This window comes from Shewanella sedimentimangrovi, assembly GCF_017354965.1.
Lineage (GTDB): Bacteria > Pseudomonadota > Gammaproteobacteria > Enterobacterales > Shewanellaceae > Shewanella > Shewanella cyperi.
Map to the genome: position 1 here is coordinate 3910952 of NZ_CP071502.1, position 19089 is coordinate 3930040.

The 19089-nt window shown below is 56.4% G+C and carries 17 protein-coding genes and 1 other RNA gene; 8 read left to right on the top strand and 10 right to left on the bottom strand.

What is annotated here, in order from left to right; genetic code table 11:
- Positions 1-9: 9 nt before the first annotated feature.
- Positions 10-1992, bottom strand: coding sequence for a winged helix-turn-helix domain-containing protein (locus JYB85_RS17425; protein WP_207380295.1), 1983 nt, complete (start codon positions 1990-1992; stop codon positions 10-12).
- A 128-nt stretch (positions 1993-2120) separates the two neighbouring features.
- Here JYB85_RS17425 and JYB85_RS17430 point away from each other — a divergent pair, with 128 nt between their 5' ends.
- Complete coding sequence (locus tag JYB85_RS17430; RefSeq protein WP_207380296.1) at positions 2121-3227, top strand: alpha/beta hydrolase; 1107 nt, start codon at positions 2121-2123, stop codon at positions 3225-3227.
- A 55-nt stretch (positions 3228-3282) separates the two neighbouring features.
- Here the strand turns inward: JYB85_RS17430 and JYB85_RS17435 are convergent, their stop codons facing one another.
- The 3 genes from JYB85_RS17435 to JYB85_RS17445 all read right to left on the bottom strand — a co-directional run bounded on the left by JYB85_RS17435 (position 3283) and on the right by JYB85_RS17445 (position 6741).
- Positions 3283-3672: a hypothetical protein gene (locus JYB85_RS17435; protein ID WP_207380297.1), complete on the bottom strand. Its 390-nt coding sequence runs from the start codon at positions 3670-3672 to the stop codon at positions 3283-3285.
- 113 nt (positions 3673-3785) lie between these two features.
- Positions 3786-6164 carry a YgiQ family radical SAM protein gene (locus tag JYB85_RS17440; RefSeq protein ID WP_207380298.1) on the bottom strand — a complete coding sequence of 793 codons (2379 nt, stop codon included), beginning with the start codon at positions 6162-6164 and terminating at the stop codon, positions 3786-3788.
- Between the two features lie 181 nt (positions 6165-6345).
- The gene (locus tag JYB85_RS17445) at positions 6346-6741 is read right to left on the bottom strand and encodes an MAPEG family protein (protein WP_207380299.1); all 396 of its coding nucleotides are present in this window, start codon (positions 6739-6741) and stop codon (positions 6346-6348) included.
- A 181-nt stretch (positions 6742-6922) separates the two neighbouring features.
- On the opposite strand from JYB85_RS17445, the gene JYB85_RS17450 reads away from it, so the two are divergent.
- Together JYB85_RS17450 and JYB85_RS17455 are read left to right on the top strand one after the other, a co-directional pair.
- On the top strand, positions 6923-8143 hold the full coding sequence (locus JYB85_RS17450; protein WP_207380300.1) for a threonine/serine exporter family protein: 1221 nt from the start codon (positions 6923-6925) through the stop codon (positions 8141-8143).
- A gap of 124 nt (positions 8144-8267) precedes the next feature.
- Positions 8268-9911, top strand: a complete 1644-nt coding sequence (locus tag JYB85_RS17455) for a ShlB/FhaC/HecB family hemolysin secretion/activation protein (RefSeq protein WP_228730143.1) — start codon at positions 8268-8270, stop codon at positions 9909-9911.
- 51 nt (positions 9912-9962) lie between these two features.
- Here JYB85_RS17455 and JYB85_RS17460 read toward each other — a convergent pair whose 3' ends face one another.
- The gene (locus tag JYB85_RS17460) at positions 9963-10589 is read right to left on the bottom strand and encodes a TetR/AcrR family transcriptional regulator (RefSeq protein ID WP_207380301.1); all 627 of its coding nucleotides are present in this window, start codon (positions 10587-10589) and stop codon (positions 9963-9965) included.
- A gap of 186 nt (positions 10590-10775) precedes the next feature.
- Here JYB85_RS17460 and JYB85_RS17465 point away from each other — a divergent pair, with 186 nt between their 5' ends.
- Entirely contained in the window at positions 10776-11660 is an 885-nt protein-coding gene (locus JYB85_RS17465; RefSeq protein WP_207380302.1) for an MBL fold metallo-hydrolase, read from the top strand.
- Between the two features lie 96 nt (positions 11661-11756).
- Here JYB85_RS17465 and rnpB read toward each other — a convergent pair.
- Together rnpB and rsmI are read right to left on the bottom strand one after the other, a co-directional pair.
- Positions 11757-12130, bottom strand: an RNA gene (gene rnpB / locus JYB85_RS17470) — RNase P RNA component class A.
- A gap of 56 nt (positions 12131-12186) precedes the next feature.
- The gene (rsmI, locus tag JYB85_RS17475; RefSeq protein ID WP_207380303.1) at positions 12187-13029 is read right to left on the bottom strand and encodes a 16S rRNA (cytidine(1402)-2'-O)-methyltransferase; all 843 of its coding nucleotides are present in this window, start codon (positions 13027-13029) and stop codon (positions 12187-12189) included.
- A gap of 88 nt (positions 13030-13117) precedes the next feature.
- On the opposite strand from rsmI, the gene JYB85_RS17480 reads away from it, so the two are divergent.
- The 4 genes from JYB85_RS17480 to JYB85_RS17495 all read left to right on the top strand — a co-directional run bounded on the left by JYB85_RS17480 (position 13118) and on the right by JYB85_RS17495 (position 16481).
- Positions 13118-14920 (top strand): penicillin-binding protein activator, encoded by a 1803-nt coding sequence (locus JYB85_RS17480; RefSeq protein WP_207380304.1) that lies wholly within the window; start codon positions 13118-13120, stop codon positions 14918-14920.
- On the top strand, positions 14917-15243 hold the full coding sequence (locus JYB85_RS17485; protein ID WP_207380305.1) for a YraN family protein: 327 nt from the start codon (positions 14917-14919) through the stop codon (positions 15241-15243). Before JYB85_RS17480 ends, JYB85_RS17485 begins: the two co-directional genes overlap by 4 nt.
- 81 nt (positions 15244-15324) lie before the next feature.
- Positions 15325-15918, top strand: coding sequence for a phosphoheptose isomerase (locus JYB85_RS17490; protein WP_207321200.1), 594 nt, complete (start codon positions 15325-15327; stop codon positions 15916-15918).
- Entirely contained in the window at positions 15915-16481 is a 567-nt protein-coding gene (locus tag JYB85_RS17495) for a BON domain-containing protein (protein ID WP_207380306.1), read from the top strand. Before JYB85_RS17490 ends, JYB85_RS17495 begins: the two co-directional genes overlap by 4 nt.
- Positions 16482-16558: 77 nt before the next feature.
- Here JYB85_RS17495 and trpS read toward each other — a convergent pair whose 3' ends face one another.
- Genes trpS through rpe form a run of 3 tightly spaced genes read right to left on the bottom strand, consistent with a single transcriptional unit; the run spans position 16559 to position 18931 of the window.
- Entirely contained in the window at positions 16559-17557 is a 999-nt protein-coding gene (gene trpS, locus JYB85_RS17500) for a tryptophan--tRNA ligase (RefSeq protein WP_207380307.1), read from the bottom strand.
- 22 nt (positions 17558-17579) lie between these two features.
- Complete coding sequence (locus tag JYB85_RS17505) at positions 17580-18257, bottom strand: phosphoglycolate phosphatase (RefSeq protein WP_207380308.1); 678 nt, start codon at positions 18255-18257, stop codon at positions 17580-17582.
- Positions 18257-18931, bottom strand: coding sequence for a ribulose-phosphate 3-epimerase (gene rpe, locus JYB85_RS17510; protein WP_207380309.1), 675 nt, complete (start codon positions 18929-18931; stop codon positions 18257-18259). Before rpe ends, JYB85_RS17505 begins: the two co-directional genes overlap by 1 nt.
- Positions 18932-19089 lie beyond the last annotated feature (158 nt).

Below are 19089 nucleotides of genomic sequence, written 5' to 3' on the forward strand. Positions count from 1 at the left end.
TAACGGGATCTATTGATGTTCCGCTGCCAACAAGGCAAGTTCCCTGTGGGTTTGATATGGCGAATGCAGCAACAGGCGGGTACCGTCGGCACTGATATCAGACAAGGACACATTGTCGACCAGTGGCAGAGTAAGCGCCTCCCCTGAATCCAGAGCAATTTGCCAAAAACGGTTACCCGAGCGGGTTTCCACTTCGGCAATGAGATATTGCCCTGCAAGCACCAGGTTTTGTATTTCCCCTTCGGGTGCCAACCAGAGGGGCTGTAACTGCGCAGCATCCAAGCTGAAAATCTGCCCTTGCCTGGCGAAATAAACCTTATCGCCGGCATCCAGGGCCGGGCAGGAAGCAGGCTCAGACGTTAGATAGTCAATCCGGCCCAGGGTCAGGTCCCATTTGGCCGGCACCTGTGCCTCCCCCCTGCCAGCCTTAACCAAGAGCGAATCACCGCTGTGGTACCAATCGCGGATGTATATCCTGTGCGGCAACGACCAAACACTGAGTTGCGCCATTGAAGCGGTATCGAAGAGGTAAAGCCGGGTCTGAGTCGCCAAAGCCACCCTGTGACCATCGGGGGCAACCGCAAATCCGAAGAACTCCTCGGCTTGCGGGTTCAGGAACAGCACCCGCTCCGTGTTGTCACTGCGCACCATCAGCTGGGCACGACCATGTCTGTGACTTTGAAACACCAGTTTATTGTCGTTAGCCACCCCATCACCGGTTAGGTAGCGGGGCAAAATATCCAGCGCATCACTGTCGACCAGGGTCATTGGGACCTCAGTAGCGCCCAGACTCACTTCCTGAATGTCGATATCATAGCTGCCAAGCTCCATGACCGTTGCCTGGCGTGCCTGTGAATAGCCGGCTTGCTTGATGATCTTGTAATTTGCCAGAGGCAGGGTTGTAACCTCTCCGGATAAAGACACAGTGAGCAACGTCTCCCTACTGGATAACAGCAATGACTTGCCATCCGGCTCCCAACTCAGGCCCTGCACGCCATTTTCCATTCGGGTCAGCAGCCGAATACTGCCGGTCGCGATGTCGACCAGATCCAGCCGATAGATATTCTCCCGCTCGTGGCTGGCCAGCGCCAGGGTCTTTAAGTCCGGCGCTAAACTCAGCCGCATCGGCTCAACGTCGTTGAGTTTCTGCATCAAGGTATAACTGCCGTCCAGCAGCGAGTAGCGCAGCAGATCATATTCGGCCCCAGCTCCCTTGCGCAGCAAAACCAGCTCGGTGCCGGAAAGCCATTCCACCTTGTCGATAATGGCTTTATGACTGACCAACACTGGCTCTGCTGCGCCTGCCATGGCAACCTTCCGGACCAAATCACCTTCAGCAGTTTGCAACACCAAGGTCAGAGCGTCATCGGCAAGAGTCCAGGACAGGGCCCGAACCTGACTCAGGCGACTGGCCAGGACGGTTTCCTGCTCGCTGAGCAAATCTTTTACCACCAGTTGCTGCCCGTCGACATGCTCTCTGATAAAGCCGACCTTGGCGCCATCATGGGACAAGACCGGCAGATACTCTTCGGCGCCGCTGGAGGTCAAGGGTGTCAGGGAGCCCAGTTTATGCCGGGTGTCGGTTTTTGGGGAAAATAACTGCAGCAGTGCCAACATTCCCGCCGCGACCAGTACAATCAGCAAAACAAACCTTGGTAAGCGGGATTTTCTTTGCTCCAGCAAAGGCTCCACCGTGAGTCCCAGGCTATAACCCCGCTTGGGATGGGTGATGATGATGTTTTGCTCCCTGGCATTTTCCCCCAGGGCTTTTCGCACCAGCGCAATACAGCGCTGAATGGCGGAACTGCTGAAAGTGGTGCCGGGCCACAGCGCCTCATGCAGCTCCTGCTGGCTAACCACCTTGCCTTGGCTGTGACACAAGTAACAGAGCACATCCATCACCTTGGGTTCTATGGTCTGGGATTGCCCTGCCCGGGTAATACGGCAGCGCCTGACGTCTATCTCCGCGTCCCCCAGTCTGAATTCATCCATAGTAAAAATCAAAAAAATTACCTTATTTAACAGTCAATAAGAAATTCATAAGAAAATGCTAAGCCTGCAGTTATTGTCTGAATTCCGGCACAGAGCAAGGATGCAAAAAAACAACCGGAGAAGTACAGATGAAACACCCCATGCTGACACTCATATTGCTGCTGTGGATTTTCAGCGCCAATGCCAGTCCCTTGATATATGCGGAGCAGCACACGTTGCACTCCAAGGCGCTGGCCTCGGAAAAAGCCTACTATGTTCACCTCCCGGAAGGCTACCAGGAATCGACAAGAAAGTACCCTGTACTGTTTTTGCTGCACGGACAATGGGATACCTTGCCTGCAGTCGCCACCCTCGCCTTGTTGGGGGATGAAATACCGCAACTGATCCTGGTGGGTGTGCAGGGCAGCGGCGCCGACTTACTCCCCGGCAGCGACACTCAATCCCAGACGCCCTATTCCCATTTTCTCAACGATGAACTGTTGCCGCTTATCGCTGCCAACTACCGGTCGGGGTCCATGCGGATCCTGTCGGGACACTCCAATTCGGGACGTTTTGTTATGAACGAATGGCTCAGGGACGGTCAGGCTTTCTCCGCCTATTATGCCTTCAGCCCGTCCATAGATGATGGCCAGCTCAGCAGCAAACTGTCGACACTCGACGATGCAAGTATCAGCGCCAAGGCACCCCTGACCCTGACCCTGGCAAACGAAGGTGAGCATATGCAACACCCCTTTGAGCAGATAACGGCCCGCCTGCAAGCCGTTCAAGCACAGGGATTTCGCAGTACACACCTGAGCGACCAGAGCCACAGCAGCAGCCGCCATGCGTCACTGATGTTTGCCTTGCGGGGGACCTTTTATGGTTGGCAACCCGGCTATGAAACCAAAACCGGGCCATTTCCGGCGCTGGAGCAACATTACCGCGACTTCGGTGCCCGTCTGGGGTTCGATGCCGAAATCAGCCAGGAACTGCTGCAAAAACTCAGCGCTTATTTTGCCATGCAAGGTACTCCGGAGGGGGAGCAGAATACCGCCCTGACCATTGAGCACGGCATAAAACGCGATACAAAGAATTCCGAAGGCTTTTGGGAGATAGCAGATTACTTGCGGGCCAATGACAACCCCAAGGCGGCAGAGACCATAGCCACCAGCCTGTGTCGAACCCTGCCGCAACAGCCGCGCTGTTCACACTACCAAGGAAAAGCAGGGGGGCTGAGTACAAGTAAAAAGTCCTAGGCATAACGGGTGAGTTTGCGCCATAAAAAACGCCGCGCGATGCGGCGTTTAAACTCTACTTGGAATAAACAACTTGCCAGTAATCATTGCTGGCAAATCGAGCATAGGGAGAAAAGGCGCTGTGACCTGACAGCTTACCTTTAAATATCAGTAAGTAATCAATTCGAGGAACCCTTGGCGCTATTATGTAGTCACCTGAACCACATAAAAAAGGCTCCTTGTAACCTTCCCCAACATATTTTCTACTGATAGGTAGCACAGCTAATCCAATTTGGACGTTGTTTAAATTCGGTTGAATGGCCTCAAAAGCCTCTTGGACCTGCGCCGTAATCACCTCATTTATCATGCCGGATTGAATGTCACTCAGACTTGCTTCACCTCTGGCTGAGAATGCCACCAAGTTGGCTGCAATAATGACCATGGCTATCCAAACATAACGCTCCATCAACAATTCTCTCCCTGTCCTCTGCTTCAATGCAGACTATGCCGATTAAGCTCCACAGACAAGCCTGAGCAAAGCGGCTGAAATAAAAACGCCGCTTTGCAGCGGCGTTTTCGTTATTTGGCTTTGGGTTTCCCACCCTGCTTGGCACCCTGCGGCTTGCCTTGTGGTTTTCCAAAGACCGGCTTGGCGCCGGGGCGGGGGCTGCCTTTACCCTGAGATTGGCCCTGGGCTTTGCCTGGGCTTTTACTTGGCGCTTTGCCCGATGCCTTGACCATTTCCTTACCCGCAGCCTTGCCGTCAGCACTTCGCCCCTTACCTTTGGCTGCTCCTGCGTTGGTGCCCTTGCGGTCGTCAAACTGGTTGCCGCTGAAGCGGGTAAAGGCCTGCTGACCTTTCTCGGCCTTGGCACCTTTGCCGGCCCAAGCCTCGGCGCGGCCCTCGGGCGGCACCAGATGCTGGGGACCGGTACCAATCAAATGTTCCTTGCCCATGGCCACCAGGGCCTCGCGGATCAGCGGCCAACCGGCGGGATCGTGGTAGCGTAGCAGCGCCTTATGCAGGCGGCGCTGACGGCCCTTCTTGGGCACGGGCACCTGCTCGCTGCTGTGTTTGACGTTCTTCAGCGAGTTCAGCTCGGTGTGATAGATAGTAGTGGCATTGGCCATGGGTGACGGATAGAAGTTCTGCACCTGATCGAGCTTGAACTTGCGCTCCTTGAGCCACAGCGCCAGGTTAAGCATGTCCTCATCCGTGGTACCCGGGTGGGCGGAGATAAAGTAAGGGATCAGGTACTGCTCCTTACCCGCCTCTTTGGAATATTTGTCGAACAGTTCCTTGAACTTATCGTAGGTGCCCATGCCCGGCTTCATCATCTTCGACAGTGGGCCTTCTTCCGTGTGTTCGGGAGCAATTTTCAGGTAGCCGCCCACGTGGTGCTTGGCCAGCTCCTTAACGTAACGGGGGTCTTCGATGGCGAGATCGTAACGCACCCCGGAGGCAATCAGCACCTTCTTGATACCGGGCACATCACGGGCGGCGCGGTACAGATCTATGGTGTGCTGATGGTCGGTGTCCAAATGGCCACAGATGCTGGGGAATACACAGGACAGGCGACGGCAGGTCTTCTCGGCCTTTTCGCTCTTGCAGCCCAGGCGGTACATGTTGGCTGTGGGTCCACCGAGATCGGAGATCACCCCGGTAAAACCCGGCACCTTAGCCTGGATATCCTTTATTTCTTTGACTATGGATTCCTGCGAGCGGCTCTGGATGATGCGCCCCTCGTGCTCGGTTATCGAGCAGAAGGAACAGCCGCCGAAGCAGCCACGCATGATGTTGATCGAGGTCTTGATCATGTCGTAGGCCGGGATCTTCTCCTTGCCATAGACGGGATGCGGCACCCGCTGGTAAGGCAGGTCGAACACCGCATCCATCTCATCGGTATTGAGCGGCCAGGCCGGGGGGTTGACCCAAACGCCGCGATCGCCGTGTGGCTGGAACAGGGCACGGGCACAACCGGGGTTTTGCTCCTGGTGCAGAATGCGCGAGGCGTGGGCGTACAGGTATCTGTCTTCACTGACCCGCTCGAACGCCGGCAGCAGCACATAGGTCTGCTCCCAGGGCCGCGGCTTGGGCGGCTGAATGCTGATGGGCTTGGCCACGGTCACGCCATCGGGGGCAGTCTCTTCATTGAAGACCTTGGTGTCTGTGGGGCCGGACAGGTTTTGGCAGCCCACATCGTCGGCGCCATAGGGATTGGGTATGGGGTCAATCTTGTGCAGCTGATCGATTTTGCGCGAGTCCATGCCACGCCACTCGGGCATGGGGGTCTTGCTGATCACAGCCGTACCGCGTATCTGGGTCAGCTCACTGACGGGCTCCCCCTTGGCGAGGCGGTGAGCAATTTCCGCCAGCGGGCGCTCGGCGTTGCCATAGACCAGGATGTCGGCCTTGGCATCGAAGATCACGCTGCGGCGCACCTTATCGGACCAATAGTCGTAGTGGGCTATGCGGCGCAGGCTGGCCTCGATACCGCCTATCACCACGGGCACGTCCTTGAAGGCTTCCTTACAACGCTGGGTATAGACGGTCACAGCACGGTCGGGGCGCTTGCCGCCAACGTTGCCAGGGGTATAGGCATCGTCGTGACGCAGTTTTCTGTCGGCCGTGTAACGGTTGATCATCGAGTCCATGTTGCCGGCCGTGACCCCGAAGAACAGGTTCGGTTTGCCCAGGGTCATAAAGGCATCTTTGCTGGACCAGTCGGGCTGGGAAATGATCCCTACCCTGAAGCCCTGGGCCTCCAGCATACGGCCGATAACCGCCATGCCGAAACTGGGGTGATCCACATAGGCATCCCCTGTCACCAGGATAATGTCACAGCTGTCCCAGCCCAGCTTGTCCATCTCGGCGCGGGACAGGGGCAAAAAGGGCGCATTGCCGTAACACTCGGCCCAATATTTGGGATAACTGAAAAGGGTGGATTCAAGGCGCATTACTGGTACCCGACAACTGGCTCACACTGATAAAAACGACCGCGCGGAGGCGGCCTTTCCAAGGGCGCGGAGTATAGCAGGCCGTCGCCCTTAAGTGTGACTAAAAAATCACCAAAAACCGAGTTTTTTTGTCCAAATGACAGTAGCCACAATTAAGCTGTGGCTATTGTCAGCTCTGGGATCAGCCCTGGATAAAGGCCCACAGATTGAACAGCGCCAACGTCAGCAGCACCAGCCAGGTGAACAAGGTGCCGTTGAAACGGCCAAAGTGGTAACCGCCACCGCCCTGGGTCAGGCCTATGGCATGCAGCAGTCGCGCCGCCAGCCAGACGCTGCCCAGCAGGTGCAGCCAGGCCGGCGCCATGCCATTGCTCTCGGCCACCACCAGCATCAGCATGGTCAGCGGCGCATTTTCCATTAAGTTGCCGTGGGCCCGCATAGCCAGTTGCAGCTGACGATTGCCACCGCTGCCGACACCAATCTTTTCCCGGCGCCGGATACGGACAACCCGCCAGCTCAGCACTATCATCAATACAGCCGTCAGACTGATATATACACCCGAAATGGCCAATGACATGGCGTCTCCCTGCACTCTCGATACTGTGACTCCGACGGGGAGCCGGAGGTCAGCTAAAAATTTGAAATGTCATTAAAACCCGTTAACCCTTTGTAGGCAAGATAGGGTAATATTCGCGCCGATCCGGGGCCAACAGACGCCGTCCGGTTAAGGTCAGGTTTTCAGTTTATGGAACACAGTGGTGGATAACGCGGAATTCATTGAAAAAAGGCGTTTTATCATTAAGTTGGGTAAGGCGTTGCACAAGTTTGGCACGCCGGCGTACCGACTGGAGACCCATTTGCAAAATGTGTCGCGCATGCTCGGCATCGAAGGCTATTTCCTGATCTCCCCCACTTCCATGACCTTTGTGCTGCAACACGATGCCGATCAGGAATACAACCACCTGGCCAGGGTGAAACCCGGCGAGCTGGACTTGGGCTCACTGGCCCGCACCGATGAACTGGTGGACGAGCTTATCAGCGGCAAGCGCACCCTCACCGAAGCCATGGAGCGACTCGAAGAAATCGCCAACAAGCCCAATCCCTATGGCCCGCTGCTGACCCTGCTGGCCTTCGGCTCCTCGGCGGCAGCCTTTGCCATGCTGGTAGGCAGCGGTTGGACCAATGTGTTCTGGTCCGGCATCCTGGGACTGCTGGTATATGGCCTGGTGTACCGCGCCGAACGTTCCAAGCGCATGGCGGAAATGCTCGAACCGCTGGCGGCCATAGTCTGCGCCATCGGCGCCTGTGCCATCAGCCGCTTCGATCCCGGCCTCAATATTCCCGTGGTGATCCTCTCCAGCATCATTATCTTTATTCCCGGTCTGGCTTTGACCCTGGGATTGGCGGAGCTGGCGGCGCGGGATCTCATGTCCGGCACCATGCGCATCATGGATGCCGTGATGCTGCTGTTCAAACTCTATTTCGGCGCCGTGCTGGGCATGGTGGTGGGCCGGGCCCTGTTCGGCGAACACCTCTATGTTGAGCCGGCACCACTGCCCAAGTTTGCCGTCTGGTCGGCGGTGCCAATATTGTCCATGGCGCTGGTGATCATCTTCAAGGCGCGGATGAAGGACGCCCCCTGGGGCGTGCTTGCCGGTATTGTGGCCTTTTTCTCGGCCATGCTCGGCGGTATCTATCTGGGCGATTCCATCGGTATCTTCTTCGGCGCCTTTGCGGTCGGTATCTATTCCAACCTGTTTGCCCGCTGGATGAAGGCCCCCGCCTCCATCGCCCTGTTGCAGGGCATAGTGATACTGGTGCCGGGCAGCAAGACCTACATCGGTCTCAATGCGCTCATATCCGGCGAAACCATGCTCAACCAGGCCCACATAGGCTCGCAGATTTTTCTGATCTTTATGTCACTGATCGCAGGCCTTATTTTCGCCAACGTGGCCGTACCACCAAGGCGCACGCTCTGACCCTTGTGGGTCCGGCCGCCAGGCTTGGCCCGCTGTTCCCAGCGTCTTATTTTTAGTCTGCGCCCTTGACGAAGCCGTCCCAGGCATATGTTATTAGACTATGGCTGAGACATTTCGGACAAAGATGATGGTGAAGATCAGGCTGTTATTGCTGACCCCGGCACTACTGCTCAGCCCCTGGCTGACGGCCGACGAGCGGCAGGCAAAAACAGCCCAGACCGGGGACGCCCGAGAGGCGCCACAGTGTCCGGTCAACAGAATCATAGTCATCAATCACCCCATTTTTGACGAGTCGGATCCCGACACCTTCTTTATCCATCGCTGGGCCAACTTCCTGCACATCAACACCCGCGAATCGACGGTGCGCAAACTGCTGAGCTTCAAGGAGCAGGACGAGGTCGACAACAAAGATCTGGAGGAAGCCCAGCGGCTGCTGAGGGCAGAGCCCTTCCTGCGGGATGCGGCGATTCACTTTGCCGAGCCGGATCCGCAGGCCGACGACACTGGCCCGGGAAAAGATGTGGTGGTGGAGACCTGGGACAACTGGTCGCTGCTGCCAACCTTCAGTGCCAGCCGCACCGGTGGCGCCAGCAGTTTTTCCTTTGGTATCAAGGAAGACAACCTGCTGGGCACAGGCATTCACACCCGGGTCAAGTACCAGTCCAACGAAGACAGGACGGGATACAAGCTGGCCTTTGACATGCCTTTAGCTATAGTGCCCCACGGACGTGTGGGCTTCGATCTTTACGACAACAGCGACGGTCAGGCCAAGCATCTGTACTTCGAGCGGCCCTTTTACACCCTGGACGGTGACAAAAGCTATGGTTTGAAATACCTGGATGATTTGCGCACCGATACCATCAGGCAGAACGGTCAGGATATCAACGAGTTTGAACACAGTGTCGATTACGCCAATGTGCACTATGGCTGGCTGAGCTATTACGATGGCCACAGTCTGCAACGCTGGTCCCTGGGGCTCACCCGGGATCGCAACGAATTTTCCCCCTCTCCCCTATATCCCGGTGGCCAGCTACCCCAGGACCGCGACTTTCTTTATCCCTGGGTTGGCTGGGAGTACCTGCAGGATGACTTCCGGGTACTGCGTAATGTGCACCTGATTAATTACAACGAAGACTACAATCTGGGCTGGCATCACAGCGCCCGCCTGGGTTTTGAAACCCGGGATACGGACAATACCCTTGGCTATCACCTGGGCTGGCAAAGCAGTCGTGGCTATATGAGCGAAGAGCATCTGCTGCTGCTTAACCTGGATGCCAGCGCCACACTGGCGACCCGTCAAGCGAACAATTTCAAGACCAGTCTGCTGGCCGAGTATTTTTACCAGATCAATCCCAAATGGACCGCCTACGGAAAACTCAAACTCACCTCGTCTCGCAATGCCTATTACGATCAGCAACTGGCCCTCGGCGACGAGACCGGCCTGCGGGGATTTCCCAACGACTACCAGCATGGCGATAACCAATGGTTGCTGAGCGCCGAGATCCGCAATTATCCCAATATCAACCTGTACCAACTGGCCGAATTGGGCTGGGCCGCCTTTGTGGACCTGGGCCAGTCCTTCGGTGGCGAGGCCGCCAACAATAATGAAATCAAGGGTCCCATAGGCGCCGTGGGCCTGGGGGCCCGCATCTATTCATCCCGCTCCAGCTACGGCCATGTGGCCCACATAGATATCACAGTCCCCTTTGTGGACGGGGAAAATGTGGACAGCTGGGAATGGCGTTTTCAGGTCAGAAACCATTTCTAGCGATTGAAAAATCAAAGCCTTACATGCACAATTCAGTCAGCACCCATAACATCAACTTTTATCCACGAGCACCCCATGCAAAAAGATGTCGACTATGGATTGCACCTGTCTACGTGACTCAGCCTCGGTGAGTGGCGGCCTCAGCCCCAGCACCACCTGATAGTACTGGTTGTCCTTGAGCATGCCGATAAAGTGACCGGCAGCGAGTTGGCAATCTATTCCCCTCAGCTCACCACGATCCGCCGCATCGCCCAACACCCTGGCGAACAAGTCTATGGCCTGTTTAGGGCCGTTGTCATAGAAAGTCTGGGACCACTCGGGAAAACGATGCGCCTCCATCAGGGTTGTGCGGTAGATCCCAAGCATCATGGGGCTCATATAGAAATGCAACATTCGATACGCCAACAGCATCAAGGTATCACGCAGATCTTTGCCGAGTGTTTCAGGCAGTGTCAGTGCCAGAGTCATTTTCTCGGTGCAGCCCGAGACCAAGGCATTGAAGAGCCCTTCCTTGTTACCAAACTCACTGTAAATATTGCGTTTTGATCCCCCAACACGCTCGATGATGGCATCTATGCTGGTTGCAGCATAACCCTGCTCGAAGAAGAGTTCTGCCGCTGCTTGCAAGATAATCTCGCGACGACTTTCGCTACTGGCACGACTGTTATTTTGAGACATATCCCCCGTCCTGTTCATTTGCTTTAAAAAGCCCCTTGACATGGTAACGATCATTACCATAACCTAAAAAACAGATGGTAACCACCATTACCATTCGTTTGATGCAGAAATGTCACACCACCCTAGTTGTCGTGTCACCGCCTTCTGTATCCACCCTTTTGAGCCAGCCCCCATAGGAGGCGCATCATGCAAACCAATACATTGGAACTTGAAGTTTATTACGGGACCATGGCCCCATGGTCAAATACTACCCTGCTGTTTTCGGGTGATCGGGCACTGCTTATTGATGCACAATTTACCAAGACAGATGCCAAGGCCCTCGTGAAGCGCCTGCAGGACGCCGGCAAGACACTCACCCATATCATTCTGACCCACAGTCATCCCGATCATGTGTGGGGAGGGGTCGAGCTACTTAAGGCTTTTCCAGAGGCCCAGGCTTATGCCAGACCTGTTGCCATCACGGAAATGGAGCTGGAATTCAAGGCCCGGCTACTGCGCTGGACCGGCATATTCGATGCCGAACTGCCGACGGAACTCTACCCGGTCGAGCCCTTTGAAGGCGATGTGTTTGATTTTGAAGGACACAAGATTGAACTGATAGACAGTCTGCCATCGGAAACCATTAACCTGATGACCTGTTATATTCCTGAATTGAAAACCTATATCGCCAGTGATCAATGCTATAACCGCTGCCACTATTACGTAGGTCCAGGCCTAAATCGTCCCGACCTTTGGATAGCCTCTATAGAAGATATTCAGAGTCGTTTTGAGATAGACAGGGTCGTACCTGGCCATGGAGCCGTTGGTGGATTGGAAATATTTGATGAGGCTATCGAATATCTAACCTTCTACCACAGCGTGGCCAAGCCTTTGGTGCCTCAGCAAGAGATTGTTCATGCCGTGCTGGAACAATACCCCGACTGGAAACTGGAAGGCGTGTTACGAATGACCATAGGTCCGGCCGTCACATCCAAAGCTTTGATTGAAGAGAAAAATACCAAGCAAGGTTTCGGTAGCGAAAGCATAGTCAAGGGCTACTACCGCGCTTGTGAAGATGGTGCGCGCGCCTGAGTCCGTTAAAAGCAGCACTCAGGATTAAGGTGGCTCACTCGGCTCTGCGGTAAACAAGAAACCCGTTTGCCTTTCGGCAAACGGGTTTCTTTGAATGAGGCGAGTTGGCCTATAAGCCGGGTCCTGTTCTCCCGAAGGAGCGGCAGCCATTCCTCTAGGCCTGCAATCGCTCACAGGCTCAAGCAATCTACCCGGTTCCAACGCGAGCCACGCATTAACTTACCTAAGTAAGCAGTGGAACCCTATTTGATCTTGCTCCGGGTGGAGTTTACCTTGCCACGAACTGTTGCCAGTCGCGCGGTGCGCTCTTACCGCACCGTTTCACCCTTACCGGCCCGAAGGCAGGCGGTCTGTTCTCTGTTGCACTTGTCGTCGGCTCACGCCGCCCAGACGTTATCTGGCACCCTGCTCTATGGAGCCCGGACTTTCCTCCCCGTTCTTGCGAACGCAGCGACTGCCCGGCCAACTCGCGGCGGATTATAGCCCAAGCACGGGGCCAGACCAAGGGCTTTCGCCCGGATGCCGCTTACCAGTTCTGTTCCAGACCGTATTTATAGAGGGCATTCTTCTTCAGGCCGTGGATTTGAGCAGCCAGGGCCGCAGCTTTTTTCAGCGGTAACTCCTCGCACAGCAACTTCAACGTATCGAGCGCCTTGGCGGGCAGCGCCTCGTCATCAACGCTGCTGTGCCCATGGCACATCAGCACTATCTCGCCCTTTTGCTGGTTGGCATCGGCGGCCACCATGGCGCAGACCTCGGCAGCCGTGCCGGAGAGGAAGGTTTCAAAGGTCTTGCTCACTTCCCTGGCCATCACCAGCTGGCGCTCGGCGCCAAAGACCTGAACTATGGCCTCCAGGCTGTAACAAATCCTGTGGGGTGACTCGTAAAAAATCAGCGTACGCGGATCTTCCTTCAGCTCCTGCAACTTATCCAGGCGCGCCTTTTCCTTGGCCGGCAAAAAGCCTTCGAAGGAAAACCGGTCCGATGGCAGCCCCGAGGCCGACAAGGCCGTAATAGCGGCGCAAGGACCCGGCAGGGGGATCACCTGGAATCCGGCCTGACGCACATGGGACACCAAGTGATAGCCGGGATCGGAAATCAATGGCGTACCGGCATCGCTTATCAGGGCCACAGCCTCACCGGCGGCCAACTTATCCACTATCCACTGGGCCCGGGCACGCTCATTGTGATCGTGCAGCGCCGTGGTGCGGGTCGCAATGCCAAAATGGCTCAGCAGCTTGCCACTGTGACGGGTGTCTTCGCAGGCTACCAAACTGACGCCGCTGAGCACCTCGATTGCCCTTGGGCTCATGTCCCCCAGATTACCTATGGGAGTGGGAACGATATAAAGCGCGCAGGGCAGTGACATATTTACCTCTGGAGTATGGCGGCCCAGGCTTTCACCCCGACCAAGAGAAGGTTAAACTTAGCGCAGCATATTACCAGAGTGAAGCCAAGTGTTGAAAAGCCAGATTTCATTGCAGTTTATTCTTGTTGTCCTGCTCGCCGTTTTCATGTCGGCCTGTGGCAGTCGTCCCGTCCCCGTGGACCCTGGCCCGGCACAGGTTTCCCTGGCCAAGGTAGAGTTGGGCTCGGCACAATACCTGGCCCAGGCGGAGCAGAGCAGCGGTGACAACCGTATCCGGCTGCGGCTGCTGGCGGCCCATGCCCTGCTAATCGAAGGTAATGAACAGGCTGCCGGGCAACTCTTGTCAAAACTGAAAGCCAACCTGAGCACAGCCGAATTACTGGCCGAGCACAGCGCCCTAAGCGCCCGCTTGCTGGAGCAACAAGGTCGTTATGATGAGGCCCTGACCAAACTGGTGTTGCCTGCCGGGGTGGCCAAATGGCAAAAGGCCGCCTTTCACCAGCAAAGGGCGCAATTATTCCATAAAACCCAGCAACCCATGCTGCAAGCCCGGGAGCTGAGCGCCCTCGCGCAATACCTGCCCCAAGAACAGGCCAACGAAGCCCACGATGCCCTGTGGCAGATACTGGCTGCCCAAACCGAGACCCAGCTGCAGCAGGATGACAACAGCCAGTCCCTGTTCAGCGGCTGGCTGCAACTGGCCTATCTGGCCAAGCATTATGCCGTGTCGCCCAACGAGCTGGTGCGTAATCTGGGAGACTGGCAGCGAGCCAATCCATCCCACCCGGCTGCCAAGCGTCTGCCGGGGGATCTGCAAAATGCCCTGAATACCAAGCCCTATAAGCCACAGAAAGTTGCGGTACTCCTGCCCCTGAGCGGCCCGGCCGCCAATGCCGCCAACGCCATACGCAACGGCATTCTCAGCAGCTATCTGGCCCAGGACGACAGTCAGATGAGCATCAGCTTCTTTGACAGCGCGGCAGATCCAGTGGCTGCGCTCACCCAGGCACAGGCAGAGGGAGCCGAGTTCATCATAGGTCCGCTGCTGCAAAGTGAAATTGAGAAACTGCTGCAGCCCGGACTCAGCGCCGGCATTCCGCAACTGTTCCTCAATAAGGCCGAACGTTTCAGCCCCGAAAACGACCGATTCTTCTTCTCCCTGTCACCGGCCGAAGAAGCCAGCGACGCCGCCGAACACCTGTTCAAGGACGGCATAGCCCATCCCTTGCTGCTGGTGAGCAACGATGCCACCGGTCGCCGCATGGCCGAGGCCTTTAACCACACCTGGCAACAGCTGACCCAGGACAGGGCCGAGGTGCACTTTTACGACGGCGGCGACAAGATGAAGCTGACGGTACAGCAGGCTCTGGGCGTCAGTGACAGCCAGGAGCGTATCGCCCGCATCAAGGAACTGCTAGGCAGCAAAATCAAGGCCGACTTCCGTTCCCGCCAGGACATAGATGCCATTTATATGATCTCGGCCCCACAGGATATCGCCCTGCTGAAGCCCTTTATCGACGTCAGTTTCAGCGTGTTTGCCGAGCCCGTGCCCATGTACGTTTCCAGCCGTGCGCGCAATCAGGACAACACCGCCCCGGTGCCACCCGAATTCAACAACCTGATCGTCAGCGACATCCCTTGGTTGATGCAGCTGGGGGCTGAGAATCGCGAGATCAATGGTCTGTGGCCGGACTGGAACAATAGCCAGAAGCGCTTGTTTATCATGGGTTATGACGCCTTTGAACTTGTCGGCCGCCTGGCCCAGATGCGCGCCTTCCCCGGCTTTCAGTACCAGGGCCGCGGTGGCAAGCTATCGGTGGGTGCCGATGGTGTCATCAAACGTCAATTAAGCTGGGGCAAGTACCAGCGGGGCGCCTTGAGGCCACTGTGAACTGGGGCCAATTCGCCGAGCAGCAGGCGCAGGACTATCTCTGCGCTCAGGGCTTAACCCCGGTAGCGACCAATGTGCGCTATCCCTTCGGCGAGCTGGATCTGGTGATGCGCCAGGGCGGTTGCTGGGTGTTTGTCGAGGTCAAGTACCGCAGCAGCAGCCGGTTTGGCGGCGCCCTGACCGCCTTAAGTGCCGCCCAAATAAGACGCATCCGTGCCGCCGCCAGCCATTTCCTGCAATTGCAGGGGATAAATGCCCCCTGCCGTTTCGATCTGGTGGCCATAGATGCCGGCGCGGTCGAATGGTTGCAGAATGCATTTTAAACAAGAATTTGCCGGGGACGGCTCTACTCCCCTGCCGCTTTGTGGCATGATAGCGGCAGTTTATTTTGTAAGGGTTTATCCATGTTAGAACGTATCAAAGACAGCTTTACCGAGTCGATCCAAACCAAGATCGATGCCGCTGAAGCCCTGCCGGAATCCATTGCCAAGGCGGCCGAAATGATGGTGCACTGTCTGCTCGGTGGCAATAAGATCCTCGCCTGCGGCAACGGTGGCAGTGCCGGCGATGCCCAGCACTTTTCGGCCGAGCTGCTGAACCGTTACGAAGTGGAACGTCCACCGCTACCGGCCATTGCCCTGACCACAGACAGCTCGACCCTGACCGCCATCGCCAACGATTACAGCTATGACGAAGTGTTCTCCAAGCAGATCCTGGCCCTGGGACAACCCGGTGACATTCTGCTGGCGATTTCCACCAGCGGTAATTCAGGCAACGTGATCAAGGCCATGGAGGCGGCACTGAGCCGCGATATGACCATAGTGGCACTGACCGGCAAGGACGGTGGTGCCATGGCCGGTCTGCTCGGTGGTGGTGACGTGGAAATTCGCGTACCGTCCAACGTAACGGCCCGCATTCAGGAAGTGCACCTGCTGGTGATCCACTGCCTGTGCGACAACATAGATCGCACCCTGTTCCCCCAGGACGAACAGCAATGAAACAGTGGCTGCTGGCTCTGACGGCCTGCGCAGCCCTGTCCGGTTGCGCCGGTGCTGTAATGGTAGGTGCCGTCGGCGGGGCCGTGATGGCCAACGACGAGCGCTCCTTCAAGACTCAGATAGACGACACCAACGCCGATCTCAAGATTGCCACAGCCTTTGCCAACGATGCCGAGCTCAAGCAGCAGGCCAATATCACCGCCGTGGTGGTCAATGGCAACGTGCTGCTGATAGGCCAGGCGCCCAGCTCATTGCTGCGCGACAAGGCGGTGCAAATCGTTCAGAGTCTGCAGCTGGGTGGCAAGATCCATAACCAGATCCGTATCGGCAATCCCACCTCCTTCACCACCCGCAGCAATGACACCTGGATCACCACCAAGGTCAAGGGGCGTATGTTGGGCGAAAAGGAGTTGGACATCACCCGCATCAAGGTGGTCACCGAAAATGGCGAAGTGTTTTTGCTGGGCCTGATTGCCCGCAGCCAAGCCGATCTGGCGGTGGATGTGGCGCGCAATACCGCCGGGGTTCGCAAGGTCATTAAGGTATTCGAATACATCGAATAATGATGCCCAATGTTAGCCATAAAAAATCAGCCACTCGGGCTGATTTTTTTATGTCGCGACCTTTGTTAAATGGCGACTCAGGCGAGCAGGCCAATCTTCTCGTACACCTGCTTGAGGGTCACTTCGGCGCGGGCACGGGCCTTCTCGGCACCTTGGTGCATGACAGTATCCAGGAAAGCACGGTCTTCGCGGAACTCGCGGAAGCGCTGCTGCAGCGGTTCCAGCATGCCGACCACGGCTTCACCGGCTGCCACCTTGAGGTGACCATACATCTTGCCTTCAAACTCGGCTTCCAGACTGGCGATGCTCTGGCCGGTCACGCCCGACATCAGGCTCAGCAGGTTGGATACACCGGGCTTGGTTTCCAAGTCAAAGCGCACTACCGGCGGCTCGTCGCTGTCGGTCATGGCCTTTTTCAGCTTCTTCATCACCGCCTTGGGATCTTCCAGCAGGCCAATAACGTTGTTGCGGTTGTCATCCGACTTGGACATCTTCTTGGTCGGGTCCTGCAACGACATCACCTTGGCACCGTGTTCGGGAATGAAGGGCTCCGGCACGGTAAAGGTATCGCCATAGGCATTGTTGAAGCGGATAGCGATATCTCGGGTCAGCTCCAGATGCTGCTTTTGATCCTGACCAACGGGGATCTCATTGGCCTGGTACAGCAAAATATCGGCCGCCATCAGCACCGGATAGCCAAACAGACCCACGTTGATGTTGTTGGCGTGCTTCTGTGACTTGTCCTTGAACTGGGTCATACGGCTCAGTTCGCCCATCTGGGTGTAGCAGTTGAGCACCCAACCCAACTGGGTATGCTGGGGCACCTGGGACTGAATAAAGACTGTGCTCTTTTTGGGGTCGACGCCACAGGCCAGATACAGCGCCAGGGTATCAAGACAGGCTTCGCGCAATGCGGCCGGATCCTGGCGCACCGTGATGGCATGCAAGTCCACCACGCAATAAAGACAATCATGGCTGTCCTGCATGGCCACCCACTGACGCAGGGCACCCATGTAGTTGCCTATGGTCAACTCGCCCGATGGCTGCGCGCCGCTGAGTACTATGGGTTTGGTCATTTCAGTGCTTACTCCGTAATTGTCAGTATCCCGCATCAAGCCGGGACAAAATCTCTGTAAAGCTGTTACAAACGGCCTCTGGACCGCAAAGCCCAATATCTTCACCGTAGTTGTAGCCGTAGGTCAAGCCGAACGAGGCAATTCCGGCCGCTTTGGCGGCCAAAATGTCATTGCGGCTGTCACCGACCATCAAGAGTTCGTCTCTCTCCAGGGACCAATGGGCTCGCACATGCTCCAGAGGCAGGGGATCGGGTTTCATCTTGGCCAGGGAATCCCCACCCAGAACCAACTCAAACAGCTCCTCCAGGCCGAAGGCCCGCAGCAGCGGCAAGGTAAAACGATGGGGCTTGTTGGTGACCACGGCCAGCTTTAATCCCCGCTGGCGCAATGCCGTCAGGGTTTCGATGACGTCCGGATAAAGGCGGCTGTGGCGCTCCAGATGTTGCTCATAAAAGTCGAAAAATACCGGCATGGCGGCATTCAACTCTGCCTCGCTGACCTCGCGCCCCAAGGCATGACTCATGGCCCTGGAAAGCAGCACCCTGGCGCCATTACCCACCCAGGTGCGCACCTCATGCTCGCTGCACGTCTTGTGTCCAAGCTGCGACAGGGTGCAATTGGTGGCAGCGGCCAGATCCGGCACACTGTCCACCAGGGTGCCGTCAAGGTCAAAGGCAATGGCCTTGAGTCTTTGGCTCATCAGGCGTCGACCTTGGCCAGCTCGGCGCGCATTTGGTCGATAACGGCCTTGTAATCCGGCTTGCCAAAGATGGCACTGCCGGCCACAAACATGTCGGCACCGGCGGCAGCAATTTCAGCGATGTTGTCTTCTTTGACCCCACCATCCACTTCCAGGCGAATGTCATAGCCACTGGCATCAATACGGGCCCGCACCTGACGCAGCTTATCCAGGGTCGACGGAATAAAGGATTGACCGCCGAAGCCAGGGTTGACCGACATCAGCAGGATCACGTCCAGCTTGTCCATCACATGATCCAGACAATGCAGCGAGGTGGCGGGGTTCAGCACCAGGCCAGCCTTACAGCCGGACTCGCGGATCAATTGCAGGGTGCGATCCAGATGTTCGGTGGCTTCCGGATGGAAAGTGATGATGGAGGCACCGGCCTTTGCGAAATCGGGGATGATGCGGTCCACGGGTTTAACCATCAGGTGCACATCAATCTCAGCGGTGATGCCGTAATCACGCAGCGCCTTACACACCATGGGGCCTATGGTGAGATTGGGCACATAGTGGTTGTCCATAACATCGAAATGCACCACGTCGGCACCGGCGTCGAGCACGGCCTTAACATCGTCACCGAGACGGGCAAAATCAGCGGATAAAATAGAAGGAGCAATCAAAAATGGGCGCATAGCGGACTCACTGCATTGGTTGAGAAGTCGGCTATTTTACCCGAAAACCGGTTTAATTCCCCCTGCTACAGCACGTTTTTGTGCCCGGAACAGCGACAACCCCAGACCCGAGCGGAGGTCTGCCCAGAAAATTGTTCAAAAACCGCTCGCATTTGATA